We start from the raw sequence: 17,435 nt of genomic DNA on the forward strand, positions 1-17,435 counted from the left end.
GAAGGTGTCCGGTTCGGGGCGCAAGCGATCAGCTGTCGAAGGCATTCTGCAACCAGTTCAACTGATCAAGGTTGCTGTCGATGGCAACCACGTCGAAGCGGCAAGGGGAATTGGCCCAACGCGACTCGCGCTGAAGAAAATACTGCGCGGCGAAAATCAGTTTCTGCCGTTTGCGCCCATCGATGCTATCGAGCGCGCCACCCCATTGGGTGTTTTTTCTGTAGCGGACTTCGACGAATACTACTGTATCGCCATCAAGCATGACCAGATCAAGCTCGCCGCGTTTACATAACCAGTTCTGCGCCAGCAGGCGCAGACCTTGTTGCTGAAGATGCTCGAGCGCATGGCGCTCGGCATCCTTACCGCTTTGCTGGCGTGACCTGTCGGGCATCAGTGCGAGGTGTCCGGCAGGCGTTGAACCTGACCGTTGACGAACTCTGCCCATGGCAACTGACGCACGACCCGTTGATTCTGAGTCATGCCCAGGCTGCCCGATTGACCTTCGATGCGGCTGTCCGGCAGGGCCTTGAGTTGCCCCAGGCGTGGTGCCAGGCGATAGGCGTCAACGCCCATTGCGTATAGACGGCCCAGGCTGCCGGCGGCTTGTGGCCATTGTGCGGTGACCTGTTTGCGCAGCGGGTCGTTGGCATCCAGCAGCCATGGGGTTTCGCAGAAGCGAATACCGTTCATGTCGTTGTACTGGTTCTGGTCGCCGCTGGCGCTGAATACGTGGGAGGTGGCGTAAACCGGCACGTCACCCGCGTACTGGAAGTTCAGGGTCGGTTTGATCTGTTGAGCCTGTTGCGGCGTCGCGGCCAGGAAGATGAACTCGATGTCCTGACGACGCGAAGGCTGGGCGGCTACCTGCGAGCCAACGGTGTTTTGCAGGCTCTTGGCGCGGCCTTCGCTCTGACGCAGCTGGAACATGTCGGCAATTTGCTGGGCCAGTTGCACCGGTTGGTCGACGCGCTCGGTTGCGACAATGCTGCCGCCGTTGGCTTGCCAATCCTGGCTGAATGCTCTGAGTACGCGGTCACCCCATTCGCCCTTCGGCACCATGATGGCGGCGCGATGCAGGCCATCGGCGCGTGCACGACGGGACACTTCGCGGGCTTCGTCTTCAGCGGCAAGGCCGAACTGGAACAGCTGGGCCGGACCTTGTTCGCCTTCGCTGTAGTTCAGCGCCAGGGTGGTGATCGGCAGTTGTGGGCGAGCGCTGAGCTGCTTGACCAGCGGTTTTTCCAGCGGGCCGACCACCAGTTGCACGCCGTCGGCCTGGGCCTTGCGATAGAACTCGTCGAGGGAGTTCAGGCGCGAGCTGTCATAGAACTCGATGGATGGCGGCTTCTGCCCGGCTTGTTGTGCCTGGTAGTGCGCGGCCAGGAAGCCTTCGCGCAATGCTTTGCCGACCGACGCCAGCGGGCCGTCTTGCGGCAGCAGCAGGGCAATCTTGCTCAGGGGCTGGCTGGCCAGATCCTTGAGTTTGGTCAGTGGCAACGGCAACTGGATGGCGGCCGGGTGCTTTGGATTGTTCGCGCGCCAGTTGTCGATTGCGGCTTGCTGCTGTTCCAGGGTGCCGGCGGTTTTCACTGCCCGGGCCAGGGTTATCCAGCCGCCGAGATCGTCGTCGGTGGTCGGCTGCAATTGATCGGTCGGCAGTGAAGCGATCAGGGTCCAGATCGCTTCGTGGTTTTTGCTCGCAGCTTGATCGCTCAGCATGGGGGCGATGAAAATGCGCTCCCGTGCGGCGGCCAGGGTCTGGCCGTCGGCCTCAAGGGCGCGGGCATGAACGGTGCCGGTGCGAACCTGTTGTTCGGCTGGCAGTTCGCTCAGGCGTTGCAGGCTCGGATGGCTCAGGGCCGTCAGCGCCGCTTTGGGCTGATTACGCACCATGGCCAATTCAGCCGCCAGGGTGCTGGCGAAGACTTGTTGACCAGGCTTGAGTTGTTCCATCGGTACTTGTTGCAGGATTTGCGCGGATTGGCCGGCATTGCCCTGACGATAAGCCAGGTCTGCCGCGCTCAAGCGCAGCAAGGCTGCCTTGTCCGGCGTTTTACTTTGAGCGGCCTGTTCGAGCAGTTGCTCGATACTGGCATCCGGGGTCCGTGGAAGTTCGCCAAGGCTGGAGGAGGGCGAGCTGGCGCAAGCCGCCAGCAAGGCAGCGAGGCAGAGGGCAGAGAACAGCCGCAGGCAAGCGATCATGTAAGTGTTCCTGATACTCGATCAAATAAGCGTGGAATTGTACCCAAGCGCTGGCCGGGGCGCGATGTTACTGGCGTGAATCGATCAATTTAGCTCGTGCAAATGTTGCAGTACTGCACAAAAGGCTGGAAAACCGAGGGTTGCTTGCAGGTATCGCGAATGTCGCTACGCGCTACAATGGCGGCTTTTACCGATCATGAGGTGTGCGCTTTGACTGCTCCAGGTGCTTTGAATTCCGCTGCTGGCTCGCTTTATGTGGTGGCGACGCCCATCGGCAACCTGGACGACATCAGTGCGCGTGCGCTGAAGATCCTGCGGGAGGTTTCGTTGATTGCTGCCGAAGACACTCGCCATTCCCAGCGATTGATGCAGCACTTCGGCATCCCCACGCCACTGGCGGCCTGCCATGAACACAACGAACGGGATGAAGGTAGCCGCTTTATCACTCGCTTGCTCGCTGGCGACGATGTGGCATTGATCTCCGATGCCGGGACGCCGCTGATTTCCGATCCGGGTTATCACCTGGTGCGCCAGGCTCGTGCCGCGGGGATCAATGTGGTGCCGGTTCCGGGTGCCTGTGCATTGATTGCGGCACTCTCGGCGGCGGGGCTGCCATCGGACCGTTTCATCTTCGAAGGGTTTCTACCGGCCAAGGCTGTCGGCCGGCGCGCTCGCCTGGAACTGATAAAAGAAGAGCCGCGCACGCTGATTTTTTATGAGGCCCCGCACCGCATCCTTGAATGCCTGCAAGACATGGAGCTGGTATTCGGCGCCGATCGTCCGGCATTGCTGGCGCGCGAGCTGACCAAGACCTTCGAAACCCTTAAAGGCTTGCCGCTGGCCGAGTTGCGCGAGTTCGTCGAATCGGACAGCAACCAGCAGCGCGGCGAGTGCGTAGTGCTGGTTGCTGGCTGGTCTGCTCCCGAGACTGAGGACGCTGTCAGCAGCGAAGCCATGCGTATTCTCAACCTGCTGCTCGAAGAGATGCCGCTCAAGCGTGCGGCGGCATTGGCGGCGCAAATTACCGGCGAGCGCAAGAATGTGCTCTATCAGGTTGCGCTGGATAAGCAGAAGGGCGAGTAAAAAAGCGACGCGCAGCGCGGGGCAGAGGCTTTTAGAGCTTGTTCTTCGGCCGCTCTGCCGTTAACCTTCGCGGCGGAGAGTCGATCGGACAGTCGCTGCCCTCTATGAAAATTAGGGGGGGGAGGAAAGTCCGGGCTCCATAGGGCGAAGTGCCAGGTAATGCCTGGGAGGCGTGAGCCTACGGAAAGTGCCACAGAAAATAACCGCCTAAGCGCTTCGGCGCCGGTAAGGGTGAAAAGGTGCGGTAAGAGCGCACCGCACGTCTGGCAACAGTTCGTGGCTAGGTAAACCCCACTTGGAGCAAGACCAAATAGGGTCCCAAGGCGTGGCCCGCGCTGGGACCGGGTAGGTTGCTAAAGATGTCCAGTGATGGCCATCGTAGACGAATGACTGTTCAAGACAGAACCCGGCTTACAGATCGACTCTCCACCTTTTTTCCTCTCTGCTTCAATCATTGGCAGCGATATGCGTAATGGCAATTTCCCTCCCTGCTGAATCAATAGCAGAAGCGCTTTTGTAATACCGAAAAAATCTTACTCTTAACAAACTACTTTAACTTCTGAACGCAGCCTTCTGTGCTGATTCAAGTTATTGAACAAATTCACCCGCCAGATTCTCGTTCCCCCTCCTTTTACGCTCCTAAATCTCCGTTCTGTAAGGCTTTTCCTTCTATCCGCGCCTTGACGGTGTGGTGGGCGCATTCCTATAGTGTGCGCAAGTGGCGGAAAGTGGCATGAAGTGGGTTTTTTGAGCGCAAAACGCTAATATTTGGAGAAACGCTGACGTGTTTCGCGGAGCTAACGCTATCAGTCTCGATGCAAAGGGCCGTCTCGCCATGCCGAGCCGGTACCGTGACGAGCTCGTTTCGCGTAGTTCCGGTCAATTAATCGTCACCATCGATGCCGTTGATCCGTGTTTGTGTGTTTATCCCCTCGATGAGTGGGAAATTATCGAAACCAAACTGCGGGCACTGCCTTCGCTTCGCGAAGAAAACCGCCGCCTGCAACGTTTACTGATTGGTAATGCCGTCGACCTCGAGCTCGATGGCAGTGGTCGTTTTCTGGTTCCGCCGCGTCTTCGCGAATATGCCAAGTTGGATAAGCGCGCGATGTTGGTAGGCCAACTGAACAAGTTCCAATTGTGGGACGAGGATGCCTGGAATGCGGTTTCTGCCGCTGACCTGGCTGCTATTCAACAACCGGGCGCCATGCCTGATGAACTGCGTGATTTGATCCTGTGACTATTGATAGCGGCTTTAACCACATCACCGTACTGCTTGACGAAGCCGTCGAGGCTCTCGCCGTACGTCCTGATGGCTGCTATCTGGACGGCACGTTCGGACGCGGCGGACATAGCCGGTTGATCCTCAGCAAGCTCGGGCCCGATGGTCGGTTGCTCGGGTTCGACAAAGATCCTCAAGCGATTGCCACCGGGCAAACGCTAGCGGCCGAAGACGGCCGCTTTGTCGTTGTACAGCGCAGCTTTGCCGAGCTCGGTTCGGAAGTCGCCGAACGCGGTCTGGCCGGCAAGGTCAGCGGTGTTCTGCTTGACCTGGGCGTGTCTTCGCCTCAGCTCGACGACCCTGAGCGCGGCTTCAGTTTTCTCAACGACGGCCCGTTGGACATGCGCATGGACCCGTCCCGCGGGATCAGCGCCGCCGAGTTCGTCAACACCGCGCCGGTGGAAGAAATCGCCCGGGTGTTCAAGGAATACGGCGAAGAACGTTTCTCCGGCCGCATGGCGCGTGCCGTGGCCGAACGTCGCGACATCAAGCCATTCGAGCGCACTGCCGATCTGGCTGAAGTACTGAAAGTCGCCAACCCTGCATGGGAAAAGGGCAAGAACCCGGCTACCCGTGCATTCCAGGGGCTGCGTATTCACGTCAACAACGAACTGGGTGATCTGGAAACCGGTCTCGAAGCCGCACTGGAGTGCCTGGAAGTCGGCGGTCGTCTGGTGGTGATCAGCTTCCACTCGCTGGAAGACCGCATCGTCAAACTGTTCATGCGCAAACTGGTGAAAGGCGAAGCCGACAACCTGCCGCGCAACTTGCCGGTCCGTCACGTCGCCTTCGAACCGAAAATCAAAGTCCATGGCAAAGCGCAGTCCGCCTCCGAGGCCGAACTCAAAGCCAACCCACGTTCCCGTAGCGCCATCATGCGCGTCGCGGAGAAACTGCGGTGAGCAAGCTTTTCGCCAAGCCACTTCCCGGCGGAAGCTTTTTCATGCTGTTGCTGTTTATCGGCGTGCTCGTGTCGGCCATCGGCGTGTCCTATAGCGCGCACTGGAATCGTCAGCTGTTGAATTCGCTGTACAACGAATTGAGCGTGCGCGACAAGGCGCAGGCGGAGTGGGGCCGGTTGATTCTCGAACAGAGCACCTGGACCGCCCACAGCCGTATCGAAGTGTTGGCGACCGAGCAACTGAAGATGCGCATTCCTGGCGCTGCTGAAGTGCAGATGGTGGCGCCATGATGAAACTTGAAGGCGCACTCTTTCCATGGCGGTTCCGTCTGGTGCTGGGCTTGCTCGGCATCATGGTGGCAGCGATTTCCTGGCGCATCATTGATCTGCAAGTGGTCGACCGTGACTTCCTTAAAGGTCAGGGCGACGCGCGCAGTGTTCGTCATATTCCGATTCCGGCTCACCGTGGTCTGATCACCGACCGTAACGGCGAGCCGTTGGCCGTGAGTACCCCGGTCACCACCCTGTGGGCCAACGCCAAGGAAATGCAGCTGGCCAAAGAGAAATGGCCGGCACTGGCGGCTGCCCTGGGGCAGGATCCCAAAGCCCTGGCCGAACGTCTCGAAGCCCAGGCCAACAAAGAATTCATTTACCTGGTGCGCGGGCTGACCCCCGAGCAGGGCCAGGCTGTGCTCGATCTGAAAGTGCCGGGCGTCTATGGCATCGAAGAGTTCCGGCGTTTCTACCCGGCCGGTGAAGTCACTGCCCACATGGTCGGCTTTACCGACATTGACGATCACGGACGCGAAGGCGTCGAGCTGGCCTACGACGAATGGCTGGCCGGGGTGCCCGGCAAGCGACAGGTCATCAAGGACCGGCGCGGCCGGTTGATCAAAGATGTCCAGGTCACCAAAAACGCCAAGGCCGGCAAGCCCTTGGCGTTGTCCATTGACCTGCGCCTGCAATACCTGGCCAACCGCGAACTGCGCAACGCGATCATCGAGAACGGCGCCAAGGCCGGTAGTCTGGTGATCATGGACGTGAAGACCGGCGAGATCCTCGCCATGGTCAACCAGCCGACCTACAACCCGAATAACCGTCGCAACCTGCAACCGGCGATGATGCGCAACCGCGCAATGATCGACGTGTTCGAGCCGGGTTCGACCATGAAAGCGATCTCCATGAGCGCCGCGATCGAAACCGGGCGCTGGAAACCGAGCGACACCGTCGAGGTGTACCCGGGCAGCTTGCAGATCGGTAAATACACCATCAAGGACGTATCCAAGACCGAAGGTCCGGTGCTCGACCTGACCGGTATTCTGATCAATTCCAGTAACGTCGGCATGAGTAAGGTCGCGTTTGATATCGGCGGCGAAACGATTTTCCGTCTGGCACAGAAAGTCGGTCTCGGCCAGGACACCGGCCTGGGGTTCCCGGGTGAGCGCGTCGGCAACCTGCCGAACTACCGCGAATGGCGCAAGGCTGAAACCGCGACGCTGTCCTACGGCTACGGTATTTCCGTGACCGCGATCCAGCTGGTCCACGCCTTCTCGGCCCTGGCCAACAATGGTCGTCTCGCACCGTTGACCCTGATCAAAACCGACAAGGCGCCGCAAACCACTCAGGTGCTGCCGGAAGCCGTCGCGAAAACCATGCAAACCATGCTGCAACAAGTGATCGAAGCACCGCGCGGCGTATTCCGTGCGCAGGTGCCGGCGTATCACGTGGGCGGCAAGTCGGGTACTGCGCGTAAAACGTCGGTCGGAACCAAAGGCTACGCCGAGAACTCCTACCGCTCGCTGTTCGCCGGTTTCGGCCCGATGAGCGACCCGCGTTACGCGATCGTGGTGGTGATCGATGAACCGACCAAGGCCGGTTACTTCGGTGGTCTGGTATCGGCGCCGGTGTTCAGCAAAGTGATGTCCGGGACGCTGCGCCTGATGAACGTCACCCCGGACAACCTGCCAGCCACTCAACAAGCGAACGCCGCACCGGTCGTTCCGCTGAAAGCTAATGGAGGGCGCGGCTGATGTCGCTGAGCCTGAACAAGATTTTCGCCCACGCCGGCCGTGATCTATTGATCCGCGAACTGGCGCTGGACAGCCGTAACGTACGGGCAGGTGATTTGTTCCTCGCGGTCCCTGGCGGCAAGTTCGACGGCCGTACGCACATTGCCGACGCCTTGCAGCGCGGCGCTGCCGCCGTGGCTTATGAAGTCGAAGGCGCGACCGTGCTGCCGATTACCGATGTACCGCTGATTCCGGTCAAAGGCCTGGCGGCGCAGCTGTCGGACATTGCCGGGCGCTTTTACGGCGACCCGAGCCGTCACTTGAACCTGATCGGCGTGACCGGCACCAACGGTAAAACCAGCGTGACCCAATTAGTCGCGCAGGCCCTCGACTTGCTCGGTCAACACTGCGGCATCGTCGGCACTCTGGGCTCCGGTTTCCATGGCGCGCTGGAAAGCGGCTTGCACACCACGCCGAACCCGATTGCGCTGCAAGCGACCCTCGCCGACCTGAAAAAGGCCGGTGCCAAAGCCGTGGCCATGGAAGTCTCTTCCCATGGGCTGGATCAGGGCCGCGTAACCGCGTTGGCCTTCAATGTGGCGGTGATGACCAACCTGTCGCGCGATCATCTGGATTACCACGGCACCATGCAGGCCTATGGCGAAACCAAGGCCAGGTTGTTTGCCTGGAATGATCTGAAGTGCCGGGTGGTCAACCTCGACGACGATTTTGGCCGGCAACTGGCGGCCGATGAAGGCGAGTCGCGGCTGATTACTTACAGCCTGGAAGACTCCGGCGCTTACCTGTATTGCCGCGAAGCGCAGTTCAATGACGAAGGCGTGCGCGCCACGCTGGTTACGCCACAAGGCGAACACCATTTGCGTAGCACCTTGCTCGGTCGTTTCAACCTGAGCAACGTGTTGGCCGCCGTCGGTGCCTTGCTCGGTCTGGACTATGCGCTGGACGAAATCCTGACCGTGCTGCCGAAGCTCGAAGGCCCGGCCGGTCGCATGCAGCGTCTGGGTGGGGGCACTCAGCCGTTGGTGGTGGTCGATTACGCCCACACACCGGATGCTCTGGAAAAAGTCTTGATGGCCCTGCGTCCTCACGCCAAAGGCCGCTTGCTGTGCCTGTTTGGTTGCGGTGGTGATCGCGATCGCGGCAAGCGTCCGCTGATGGCTGAAGTGGTCGAGCGTCTGGCCGATGGTGTACTGGTCACTGACGACAACCCGCGCACCGAAGACCCCACCGCGATCTTCGACGACATCCGCGCCGGTTTCACTGCTGTGGATAAAGTCACCTTTATCGCCGGTCGTGGCCAGGCGATTGCCCAGTTGATCGCCAGCGCCTCGGCGGATGATGTGATTGTCCTGGCCGGTAAAGGTCACGAGGACTATCAGGAAATCAACGGCGAGCGCCTCGCTTTCTCCGATCTGGTCGAGGCCGATCATGCCCTGACCGCGTGGGAGGTGGCCCATGCTTAAAGCCTTGAAATTGAGCGAACTGACCGGCGTACTGAATGCTCGTTTGATTGCCGGTGATGCCAGCTTCGACGGCGTCAGCATCGACAGCCGCGCGATCAAGCCCGGCCAATTGTTCATTGCTCTGGCAGGCCCGCGTTTCGATGGCCATGACTACCTGAATGACGTCGCCGCCAAAGGCGCCGTGGCTGCCCTGGTGGAGCGCGAAGTTACCGACAGCTCGCTGCCGCAACTGCTGGTCAAGGACGCCCGCCAGGCCCTCGGCCAATTGGGCGCGATCAACCGTGCGGCGTTCACTCAGCCGGTCGCGGCCGTTACCGGTTCCAGCGGCAAGACCACGGTCAAGGAAATGCTGGCGAGCATCCTGCGCACGCGCGGCCCGGTGCTGGCGACCCGTGGCAACCTGAACAATGACCTCGGCGCTCCGCTGACTCTGCTCGAACTGGCGCCGGAACACACCGCCGCCGTGATCGAACTCGGCGCTTCGCGCATTGGCGAGATTGCCTACACCGTCGCCATGACCAAGCCCCACGTGGCCATCATCAACAACGCCGGGACCGCCCACGTTGGTGAGTTCGGCGGGCCGGAAAAAATCGTCGAAGCCAAGGGCGAGATTCTCGAAGGGCTGGATGCCGATGGCATCGCCGTGCTGAATCTCGACGACAAGGCCTTCGACATCTGGAAGACCCGTGCCGCCGGTCGCAAAGTGCTGACCTTTGCCCTGAGCAACATCAACGCCGACTTCCATGCCAGCGATCTGGACCGCGATGCCCGCGGTTGCCCGGCGTTCAACCTGCACAGCCCTGAAGGCGTGGAGCGGGTTCAGCTGAATCTGCTCGGCACCCACAACGTCGCCAATGCCATGGCCGCCGCCGCTGCCTCCCATGCCTTGGGTGTGTCGCTGCCTGGTATCGCCGCCGGCCTTGGCGCAGTGCAACCGGTCAAGGGCCGCACGGTCGCGCAATTGGCGCCTAACGGCATGCGCGTGATCGATGACACATACAACGCGAACCCCACCTCTATGTGCGCCGCCGTTGATATACTCGCCGGCTTTTCCGGTCGCACCGTTTTGGTGCTCGGAGATATCGGCGAGTTGGGCGCGTGGGCAGAGCAGGGGCACCGCGATGTGGGCGAGTACGCCCGCGGCAAGGTTTCCGCGCTTTACGCCGTCGGGCCAATGATGGCTCACGCCGTGAACGCTTTCGGTGAGCAGGCCTTTCACTTCAGCACACAGGCTGAACTGATCAAGGCCCTGGAAGCCGAGCAGGACACAAACACCACCTTTTTGATCAAGGGCTCGCGCAGCGCTGCGATGGAAAACATCGTTGCCGCTTTGTGCGGGACCAGTCTGGAGAAACATTAATGCTGCTGCTGCTAGCGGAGTATCTGCAACAGTTCTACAAAGGCTTCGCGGTCTTTCAGTACCTGACCCTGCGCGGGATCCTCGGTGTGCTGACTGCGCTGGTCTTGTCGCTGTGCTATGGCCCGTGGATGATCCGCACTCTGCAGAACCGTCAGATCGGTCAATCCGTTCGCAACGACGGCCCGCAATCGCACCTGTCGAAGTCGGGTACCCCGACCATGGGCGGCGCGCTGATTCTTTCCTCCATCGGCGTCAGCACCTTGCTGTGGGCTGACCTGGCCAACCGTTACGTTTGGGTCGTGTTGCTGGTGACCCTGCTGTTCGGCGCCATCGGCTGGGTTGACGACTACCGCAAAGTCATCGAGAAAAACTCCCGGGGCCTTCCAAGCCGCTGGAAGTATTTCTGGCAGTCGGTGTTCGGCCTGGGCGCAGCGATCTTCCTTTATATGACCGCCGCGACACCGGTGGAAACCACCCTGATCCTGCCAATGCTCAAGGACTACAGCATTCCGTTGGGCGCAGGCTTCATCGTCCTCACCTATTTCGTGATTGTCGGCTCGAGCAACGCGGTCAACCTGACCGACGGCCTCGACGGTCTGGCGATCATGCCCACCGTGATGGTTGGCGGCGGTTTGGGGATCTTCTGCTACCTGTCGGGTAACGTGAAGTTCGCCGAATACCTGCTGATTCCTTACGTACCGGGCGCGGGTGAGTTGATTGTGTTCTGCGGCGCCTTGATCGGTGCGGGCCTGGGCTTCCTCTGGTTCAACACCTATCCGGCACAAGTCTTCATGGGCGACGTCGGCGCGCTGGCGCTGGGCGCGGCCCTGGGCACCATTGCAGTGATCGTCCGTCAGGAAATCGTCCTGTTCATCATGGGCGGTGTGTTCGTGATGGAGACCCTGTCAGTCGTCATTCAGGTCGCCTCCTTTAAGCTGACCGGTCGCCGTGTGTTCCGCATGGCACCGATTCACCACCACTTTGAACTCAAGGGCTGGCCCGAGCCGCGCGTGATCGTCCGTTTCTGGATCATCACCGTGATTCTCGTGTTGATCGGCCTTGCCACCCTGAAGCTGAGGTAGAACGAGTGTCTCTGATCGCTTCTGACCACTTCCGCATCGTTGTCGGCCTCGGCAAGAGCGGCATGTCCCTGGTTCGCTTCCTGGCGAACCGGGGCGTGTCGTTTGCTGTCGCCGATACGCGGGAAAATCCACCGGAACTGGCCACGCTCAAGCGTGACTATCCGCACGTGGAAGTGCGTTGTGGCGAGCTGGACGTCGAATTCCTGTGCCGTGCCGACGAGCTCTACGTGAGCCCCGGCCTGGCGCTGGCGACCCCGGCCCTGCAGGCTGCCGCCGCCCGTGGCGTGAAAATGTCCGGCGACATCGAACTGTTCGCGCGTAACGCGAAAGCGCCGATTGTCGCCATCACCGGTTCCAATGCCAAAAGCACCGTCACCACCCTGGTCGGTGAGATGGCGGCTGCGGCGGGCAAGCGTGTTGCGGTCGGTGGCAACCTCGGCACGCCGGCGCTGGATTTGCTCAGCGACGACGTCGAGCTGTACGTGATGGAACTGTCGAGCTTCCAGCTCGAAACCACCGATCAGCTCAACGCTGAAGTGGCGACCGTGCTCAACGTCAGTGAAGACCACATGGATCGCTACAGCGGTCTGCCGGCCTATCACCTGGCCAAGCACCGGATCTTCCGGGGCGCCAGGCAGTTTGTGGTCAACCGTCACGACGCCTTGAGCCGTCCGCTGATGGGTGAAGGTCAGCCGTGCTGGACCTTCGGTTTGAACAAACCCGACTTCAAGGCCTTCGGCATTCGGGAAGAGGATGGCGAGAAATACCTGGCCTTCGAATTCCAGAACCTGATGCCGGTACGCGAGCTGAAAGTTCGTGGTGCGCATAACCAGTCCAACGCCCTCGCGGCATTGGCGCTCGGCCACGCCGTCGGCCTGCCGTTCGACGCCATGCTTTCGGCCTTGCGCACCTTCGCCGGTCTTGAGCATCGCTGCCAATGGGTGCGTGATCTGGATGGCGTTGGCTACTACAACGACTCCAAGGCCACCAACGTCGGCGCCGCTCTGGCCGCCATCGAAGGCCTGGGCGCGGACATCGATGGCAAGCTGGTGCTGATCGCCGGTGGCGATGGCAAGGGCGCCGAATTCAAGGATTTGCGTGATCCGGTGGCGGCCAACTGCCGCGCCGTGATTTTGATGGGCCGTGATTCCGACAAGATCGGCGAGGCCGTCGGCGATGCCGTGCCACTGATTCGCGTCGGCTCGCTGATCGAAGCGGTCGAGCAATGCCGCGCCATCGCCGAAAAGGGCGACGCGGTGCTGCTGTCGCCGGCCTGCGCCAGTTTCGACATGTTCAAGAACTACGAAGACCGTGGTCACCAGTTCGTCCGCGCCGTGGAGGATCTGGCATGAGCTTGAGGAACATCATCAAGCCGTATCCATCGCCGCTTATCACCGGGCGCGGTATCGACCTCGATTTCCCGATGCTCGCCGGTTGCCTGGCACTGCTCGGCCTGGGGCTGATCATGATTGCCTCGGCATCGACCGAGGTGGGGGCGGTGCAGTCGGGCAGCGCCCTGTACTACATGATTCGCCACCTTATCTACGTTGTGCTGGGCCTGGGCGCCTGCATCGTCACCATGATGATTCCGATTGCCACCTGGCAACGCCTGGGCTGGCTGATGCTGCTTGGTGCGTTCGGCTTGCTGGTGATGGTGATCGTCCCGGGCATCGGCCGGGAAGTGAACGGTTCGATGCGCTGGATCGGCTTCAGTTTCTTCAACGTTCAGCCTTCCGAGATCGCCAAGGTGTTCGTGGTGATCTACCTCGCCGGTTATCTGGTGCGCCGTCAGAAAGAAGTGCGTGAAAGCTGGATGGGCTTCTTCAAGCCGTTCATCGTGCTGTTGCCAATGGCGGGTCTGTTGCTGATGGAGCCGGACTTCGGTGCCACCGTCGTGATGATGGGGGCAGCTGCGGCGATGCTGTTCCTCGGCGGGGTGGGGCTGTTCCGGTTTTCCCTGATGGTGGTCCTGGCCGTCGCGGCGGTGGTGTTGTTGATTCAGATGCAGCCGTATCGAATGGCGCGTCTGACCAACTTCGCCGATCCGTGGGCCGACCAGTTCGGTGCCGGCTATCAGCTCTCCCAGGCATTGATCGCTTTCGGTCGCGGCGAATGGCTGGGCGTCGGCCTCGGCAACAGCGTGCAGAAACAGTTCTACCTGCCGGAAGCCCACACCGACTTCGTGTTTTCGGTTCTGGCTGAAGAACTGGGTGCCGTGGGTTCCTTGTGCACGGTGGCGCTGTTCGTCTTCGTTTGTATTCGGGGCATGTACATCGGTCTGTGGGCCGAGAAAGCCAAACAGTTTTTCGCCGCCTACGTTGCTTACGGCTTGTCGTTCCTGTGGATCGGCCAGTTCCTGATCAACATCGGCGTGAACGTCGGCCTGCTGCCGACCAAAGGTCTGACCCTGCCATTCCTCAGTTATGGCGGCAGTTCATTGGTGATCTGCTGTGCCTGTCTTGGCTTGTTGCTGCGCATCGAGTGGGAGAGTCGAACCCATTTGGGCAGCGAAGAAATGGAATTCCATGAGAGCGACTTCGCCGAGGAGCCGAACCATGGGCGCTAACGTACTGATCATGGCCGGCGGCACCGGGGGGCATGTGTTCCCGGCACTTTCCTGTGCTCGTGAGTTCCAGGCCCGCGGCTACACCGTGCACTGGCTCGGCACGCCCCGCGGGATCGAAAACGATCTGGTGCCGGCGGCCGGTATTGAATTGCATCGGATTCACGCCAGCGGTTTGCGCGGCAAGGGCAAATTGTCCCTGCTCAAGGCGCCGATCATGTTGCTCAAGTCGATCTGGCAGGCGCGGGCGATCATTCGTCAGCTGCAGCCGGTCTGTGTGGTCGGTTTTGGTGGTTTTGTGACCGGCCCCGGCGGTGTTGCAGCCAGACTGGCCGGTGTGCCGGTCATCGTTCATGAGCAGAACGCCGTGGCCGGTACCGCCAATCGGTTGCTGGTGCCGTTGGCCGCCCGAGTCTGTGAAGCGTTCCCCGACACCTTTACCCTGTCGGACAGCCGTCGGACCACTGGTAACCCGGTGCGCACCGAGCTGTTCCTCGAAACACCGCGACCTGCCCTGGCCGGTCGCAAGGCGCGTTTGCTGATCCTGGGCGGAAGCCTCGGCGCAGAGCCGTTGAACAAGTTGCTGCCTGAAGCCCTGTCGCAAGTCGCCCCCGACCTGCGCCCGGACGTGTTCCATCAGGCTGGCAAAAACCACGATGAGGTGACTGCAGAGCGCTATCGCGCGGCTGGCGTCGAGGCGCAAGTGCAGCCTTTCATCAAAGACATGGCCCAAGCCTATGGCTGGGCCGACCTGGTGGTGTGCCGCGCAGGCGCGCTGACCATCAGTGAACTGGCGGCCGCCGGTCTGCCCTCGATGCTGGTGCCTTTGCCCCACGCGATCGACGATCACCAGACCCGCAACGCCGATTATTTGGCCCGTGAAGGCGCTGCCTTCCTGATGCCGCAAAGAACGACTGGCGCAGCGGACCTTGCCGCTCGCCTGACAGAGGTCTTGATGCAACCGCAACGACTCAACGACATGGCCAGCGCGGCACGCCGCCTGGCCAAACCCGATGCCACTCGTAACGTGGTCGATACTTGCCTTGAGGTGGCCCATGGTTGAGAACAAGAAAGCCATGCCACAACCGGAAATGCGCCGCATCCGTCGCATCCACTTCGTCGGAATCGGCGGCGTGGGCATGTGCGGTATCGCCGAAGTGTTGCTGAACCTGGGCTATCAAGTGTCCGGTTCCGACCTGAAAGCTTCGCCGGTGACCGAGCGCCTGGAATCTTTTGGTGCGCATATTTTCATCGGCCACCGTGCCGAGAACGCCGCAGCCGCCGACGTGCTGGTGGTGTCGAGCGCCGTCAACATTTCCAACCCGGAAGTCGCGACCGCGCTGGAACGGCGGATTCCGGTGGTGCCGCGTGCCGAGATGCTCGCCGAGCTGATGCGCTACCGCCACGGCATCGCCGTCGCCGGTACTCACGGCAAAACCACCACCACCAGCCTGATCGCTTCGGTGTTCGCCGCCGGTGGCCTGGACCCGACATTCGTCATCGGTGGCCGTCTGAATGCCGCGGGCACCAATGCCCAGCTTGGCACCAGCCGCTACCTGATCGCCGAAGCCGACGAAAGCGATGCCAGCTTCCTGCACTTGCAGCCGCTGGTGGCCGTGGTCACCAACATTGACGCCGACCACATGGCGACCTACGACGGTGACTTCAACAAGCTGAAGAAAACCTTCGTCGAGTTCCTGCACAACCTGCCGTTCTACGGTTTGGCGGTGGTGTGCCTGGACGATCCAGTGGTGCGTGAAATCCTCCCTCTGGTGAAACGCCCGACGGTCACTTACGGCTTCGGCGACGACGCCGACGTGCGTGCCATCAACGTACGCCAGCAAGGCATGCAGACTTTCTTCACCGTGCTGCGCCCTGACCGCGAGCCGCTGGATGTGTCGGTGAACATGCCGGGCAACCACAACGTGCTGAACGCGCTGGCGACCATTTGCATCGCCACCGACGAAGGCGTCAGCGATGAAGCCATCGTCCAGGGCCTGTCCGGCTTCCAGGGTGTTGGCCGTCGCTTCCAGGTGTACGGCGAACTGCCGGTCGAAGGCGGCAACGTGATGCTGGTGGACGACTACGGTCACCACCCGACCGAAGTTGCGGCCGTGATCAAAGCCGTGCGCGGTGGCTGGCCGGAGCGCCGTCTGGTGATGGTCTACCAGCCGCACCGTTACAGCCGCACCCGCGACCTGTATGACGATTTCGTCAATGTGCTGGCCGACGCCAACGTGCTGCTGCTGATGGAAGTCTATCCGGCCGGCGAAGAGCCGATTCCGGGCGCCGACAGCCGCAAGCTGTGCAACAGCATCCGTCAGCGCGGTCAGCTCGACCCGATCTACATCGAGCGCGGCATCGACCTCGCGCCGATCGTCAAGCCGCTGCTGCGTGCCGGCGACATTCTGCTGTGCCAGGGCGCCGGTGATATCGGCGGTCTCGCACCCAAACTGTTGAACAGTCCGTTGTTCGCCGGGGCCGTTGCCGCACCGGTAGAGGGGAAGTTGAAATGACTGCTGCTTACGCCAACCTCGTCTCCACTGTCGCGCCGAAAGATTTCGGCCGCGTTGCCGTGCTGTTCGGCGGCAAGAGTGCCGAGCGTGAAGTGTCCCTGAAGTCGGGTAACGCGGTGCTCGAAGCACTGCAAAGCGCCGGTGTGGACGCGTTCGGTATTGATGTGGGCGATGACCTGCTGCAGCGCCTGCTGAACGAAAAAATCGACCGTGCCTTCATCATCCTCCACGGTCGTGGCGGTGAAGACGGCAGCATGCAGGGCCTGCTCGAATGCGCGGGGATTCCGTACACCGGCAGCGGCATTCTGGCCTCGGCCCTGGCCATGGACAAACTGCGCACCAAGCAGGTCTGGCACAGCCTCGGCATTCCGACGCCACGCCACGCGGTACTGAGCTGCGAGGCCGATTGTATTTCGGCGGCCACGGAACTGGGCTTCCCGCTGATCGTCAAACCGGCCCATGAAGGTTCCAGTATCGGGATGGCCAAAGTGACTTCCGCACCCGAGTTGATCGAGGCGTGGAAAGCGGCCAGTACCTACGATTCGCAAGTGTTGGTCGAGCAATGGATTCACGGCCCGGAGTTCACCATCGCCACTCTGCGTGACCAGGTGTTGCCACCGATTGCCCTGGGCACGACGCACAGTTTCTACGACTACGACGCCAAGTACATCGCCAACGATACCCAGTACCGCATTCCGTGCGGCCTGGACAGCGACAAAGAAAAGGAACTCATGGACCTCACGGCCAAAGCCTGTGAGGCGCTGGGTATCGCCGGTTGGGGCAGGGCGGACGTGATGCAGGACGCCGACGGGCAGTTCTGGTTCCTGGAAGTCAACACCGCACCGGGCATGACCGATCACAGTCTGGTGCCGATGGCGGCCCGTGCCGCCGGCCTGGATTTCCAGCAACTGGTTCTGGCGATTCTGGCCGCAAGCATTGAGCCACGAGGGTAA

At 61.1% G+C, this 17,435-nt stretch carries 15 protein-coding genes and 1 other RNA gene; 14 read left to right on the plus strand and 2 right to left on the minus strand.

The window, feature by feature from the left end:
* Positions 1-28: 28 nt before the first annotated feature.
* Both PMI21_RS09515 and PMI21_RS09510 read right to left on the minus strand, forming a co-directional pair.
* Positions 29-391, minus strand: a complete 363-nt coding sequence (locus PMI21_RS09515; protein WP_007904371.1) for a YraN family protein — start codon at positions 389-391, stop codon at positions 29-31.
* Positions 391-2,202 carry a penicillin-binding protein activator gene (locus PMI21_RS09510; RefSeq protein ID WP_007939832.1) on the minus strand — a complete coding sequence of 604 codons (1,812 nt, stop codon included), beginning with the start codon at positions 2,200-2,202 and terminating at the stop codon, positions 391-393. The genes PMI21_RS09515 and PMI21_RS09510 overlap by 1 nt, the downstream gene beginning before the upstream one ends.
* 177 nt (positions 2,203-2,379) lie before the next feature.
* On the opposite strand from PMI21_RS09510, the gene rsmI reads away from it, so the two are divergent.
* The 14 genes from rsmI (at position 2,380) to PMI21_RS09445 (ending at position 17,435) form a co-directional block, all read left to right on the plus strand.
* Positions 2,380-3,285, plus strand: a complete 906-nt coding sequence (rsmI, locus tag PMI21_RS09505; protein WP_018930125.1) for a 16S rRNA (cytidine(1402)-2'-O)-methyltransferase — start codon at positions 2,380-2,382, stop codon at positions 3,283-3,285.
* Between the two features lie 76 nt (positions 3,286-3,361).
* An RNA gene (gene rnpB / locus PMI21_RS28465) (RNase P RNA component class A) lies at positions 3,362-3,715 on the plus strand.
* A gap of 354 nt (positions 3,716-4,069) precedes the next feature.
* Positions 4,070-4,525 carry a division/cell wall cluster transcriptional repressor MraZ gene (mraZ, locus tag PMI21_RS09500; RefSeq protein ID WP_003205355.1) on the plus strand — a complete coding sequence of 152 codons (456 nt, stop codon included), beginning with the start codon at positions 4,070-4,072 and terminating at the stop codon, positions 4,523-4,525.
* Entirely contained in the window at positions 4,522-5,469 is a 948-nt protein-coding gene (gene rsmH, locus PMI21_RS09495) for a 16S rRNA (cytosine(1402)-N(4))-methyltransferase RsmH (protein ID WP_007939834.1), read from the plus strand. The genes mraZ and rsmH overlap by 4 nt, the downstream gene beginning before the upstream one ends.
* A complete protein-coding gene (ftsL, locus tag PMI21_RS09490) occupies positions 5,466-5,759 on the plus strand; it encodes a cell division protein FtsL (protein WP_003205353.1) in 294 nt (97 codons plus the stop codon). The genes rsmH and ftsL overlap by 4 nt, the downstream gene beginning before the upstream one ends.
* The gene (locus tag PMI21_RS09485; RefSeq protein ID WP_177318294.1) at positions 5,759-7,498 is read left to right on the plus strand and encodes a peptidoglycan D,D-transpeptidase FtsI family protein; all 1,740 of its coding nucleotides are present in this window, start codon (positions 5,759-5,761) and stop codon (positions 7,496-7,498) included. The genes ftsL and PMI21_RS09485 overlap by 1 nt, the downstream gene beginning before the upstream one ends.
* Positions 7,498-8,961 carry a UDP-N-acetylmuramoyl-L-alanyl-D-glutamate--2,6-diaminopimelate ligase gene (locus tag PMI21_RS09480; protein WP_007939837.1) on the plus strand — a complete coding sequence of 488 codons (1,464 nt, stop codon included), beginning with the start codon at positions 7,498-7,500 and terminating at the stop codon, positions 8,959-8,961. Before PMI21_RS09485 ends, PMI21_RS09480 begins: the two co-directional genes overlap by 1 nt.
* The gene (locus tag PMI21_RS09475; RefSeq protein WP_007939840.1) at positions 8,954-10,321 is read left to right on the plus strand and encodes a UDP-N-acetylmuramoyl-tripeptide--D-alanyl-D-alanine ligase; all 1,368 of its coding nucleotides are present in this window, start codon (positions 8,954-8,956) and stop codon (positions 10,319-10,321) included. The genes PMI21_RS09480 and PMI21_RS09475 overlap by 8 nt, the downstream gene beginning before the upstream one ends.
* The gene (mraY, locus tag PMI21_RS09470) at positions 10,321-11,403 is read left to right on the plus strand and encodes a phospho-N-acetylmuramoyl-pentapeptide-transferase (RefSeq protein WP_007939841.1); all 1,083 of its coding nucleotides are present in this window, start codon (positions 10,321-10,323) and stop codon (positions 11,401-11,403) included. The genes PMI21_RS09475 and mraY overlap by 1 nt, the downstream gene beginning before the upstream one ends.
* 5 nt (positions 11,404-11,408) lie before the next feature.
* Complete coding sequence (gene murD, locus PMI21_RS09465; protein WP_007939842.1) at positions 11,409-12,755, plus strand: UDP-N-acetylmuramoyl-L-alanine--D-glutamate ligase; 1,347 nt, start codon at positions 11,409-11,411, stop codon at positions 12,753-12,755.
* Positions 12,752-13,969 (plus strand): putative lipid II flippase FtsW, encoded by a 1,218-nt coding sequence (ftsW, locus tag PMI21_RS09460; protein WP_007939843.1) that lies wholly within the window; start codon positions 12,752-12,754, stop codon positions 13,967-13,969. Before murD ends, ftsW begins: the two co-directional genes overlap by 4 nt.
* Positions 13,959-15,029 carry an undecaprenyldiphospho-muramoylpentapeptide beta-N-acetylglucosaminyltransferase gene (murG, locus tag PMI21_RS09455; protein ID WP_007939844.1) on the plus strand — a complete coding sequence of 357 codons (1,071 nt, stop codon included), beginning with the start codon at positions 13,959-13,961 and terminating at the stop codon, positions 15,027-15,029. The genes ftsW and murG overlap by 11 nt, the downstream gene beginning before the upstream one ends.
* On the plus strand, positions 15,022-16,482 hold the full coding sequence (gene murC / locus PMI21_RS09450; protein ID WP_007939846.1) for a UDP-N-acetylmuramate--L-alanine ligase: 1,461 nt from the start codon (positions 15,022-15,024) through the stop codon (positions 16,480-16,482). Before murG ends, murC begins: the two co-directional genes overlap by 8 nt.
* On the plus strand, positions 16,479-17,435 hold the full coding sequence (locus PMI21_RS09445; RefSeq protein WP_007939847.1) for a D-alanine--D-alanine ligase: 957 nt from the start codon (positions 16,479-16,481) through the stop codon (positions 17,433-17,435). The genes murC and PMI21_RS09445 overlap by 4 nt, the downstream gene beginning before the upstream one ends.

This window comes from Pseudomonas sp. GM18 (genome assembly GCF_000282195.1).
Classification (GTDB): domain Bacteria; phylum Pseudomonadota; class Gammaproteobacteria; order Pseudomonadales; family Pseudomonadaceae; genus Aquipseudomonas.

Bases quoted from the DNA above. Each gene is read 5' to 3' on its own strand.
- PMI21_RS09515 (WP_007904371.1), bottom strand. From the start codon at position 391: ATGCCCGACAGGTCACGCCAGCAAAGCGGTAAGGATGCCGAGCGCCAT.
- PMI21_RS09510 (WP_007939832.1), bottom strand. From the start codon at position 2,202: ATGATCGCTTGCCTGCGGCTGTTCTCTGCCCTCTGCCTCGCTGCCTTG.
- rsmI (WP_018930125.1), top strand. From the start codon at position 2,380: ATGGCGGCTTTTACCGATCATGAGGTGTGCGCTTTGACTGCTCCAGGT.
- PMI21_RS09485 (WP_177318294.1), top strand. From the start codon at position 5,759: ATGAAACTTGAAGGCGCACTCTTTCCATGGCGGTTCCGTCTGGTGCTG.
- PMI21_RS09480 (WP_007939837.1), top strand. From the start codon at position 7,498: ATGTCGCTGAGCCTGAACAAGATTTTCGCCCACGCCGGCCGTGATCTA.
- PMI21_RS09475 (WP_007939840.1), top strand. From the start codon at position 8,954: ATGCTTAAAGCCTTGAAATTGAGCGAACTGACCGGCGTACTGAATGCT.
- mraY (WP_007939841.1), top strand. From the start codon at position 10,321: ATGCTGCTGCTGCTAGCGGAGTATCTGCAACAGTTCTACAAAGGCTTC.
- ftsW (WP_007939843.1), top strand. From the start codon at position 12,752: ATGAGCTTGAGGAACATCATCAAGCCGTATCCATCGCCGCTTATCACC.
- murG (WP_007939844.1), top strand. From the start codon at position 13,959: ATGGGCGCTAACGTACTGATCATGGCCGGCGGCACCGGGGGGCATGTG.
- murC (WP_007939846.1), top strand. From the start codon at position 15,022: ATGGTTGAGAACAAGAAAGCCATGCCACAACCGGAAATGCGCCGCATC.
- PMI21_RS09445 (WP_007939847.1), top strand. From the start codon at position 16,479: ATGACTGCTGCTTACGCCAACCTCGTCTCCACTGTCGCGCCGAAAGAT.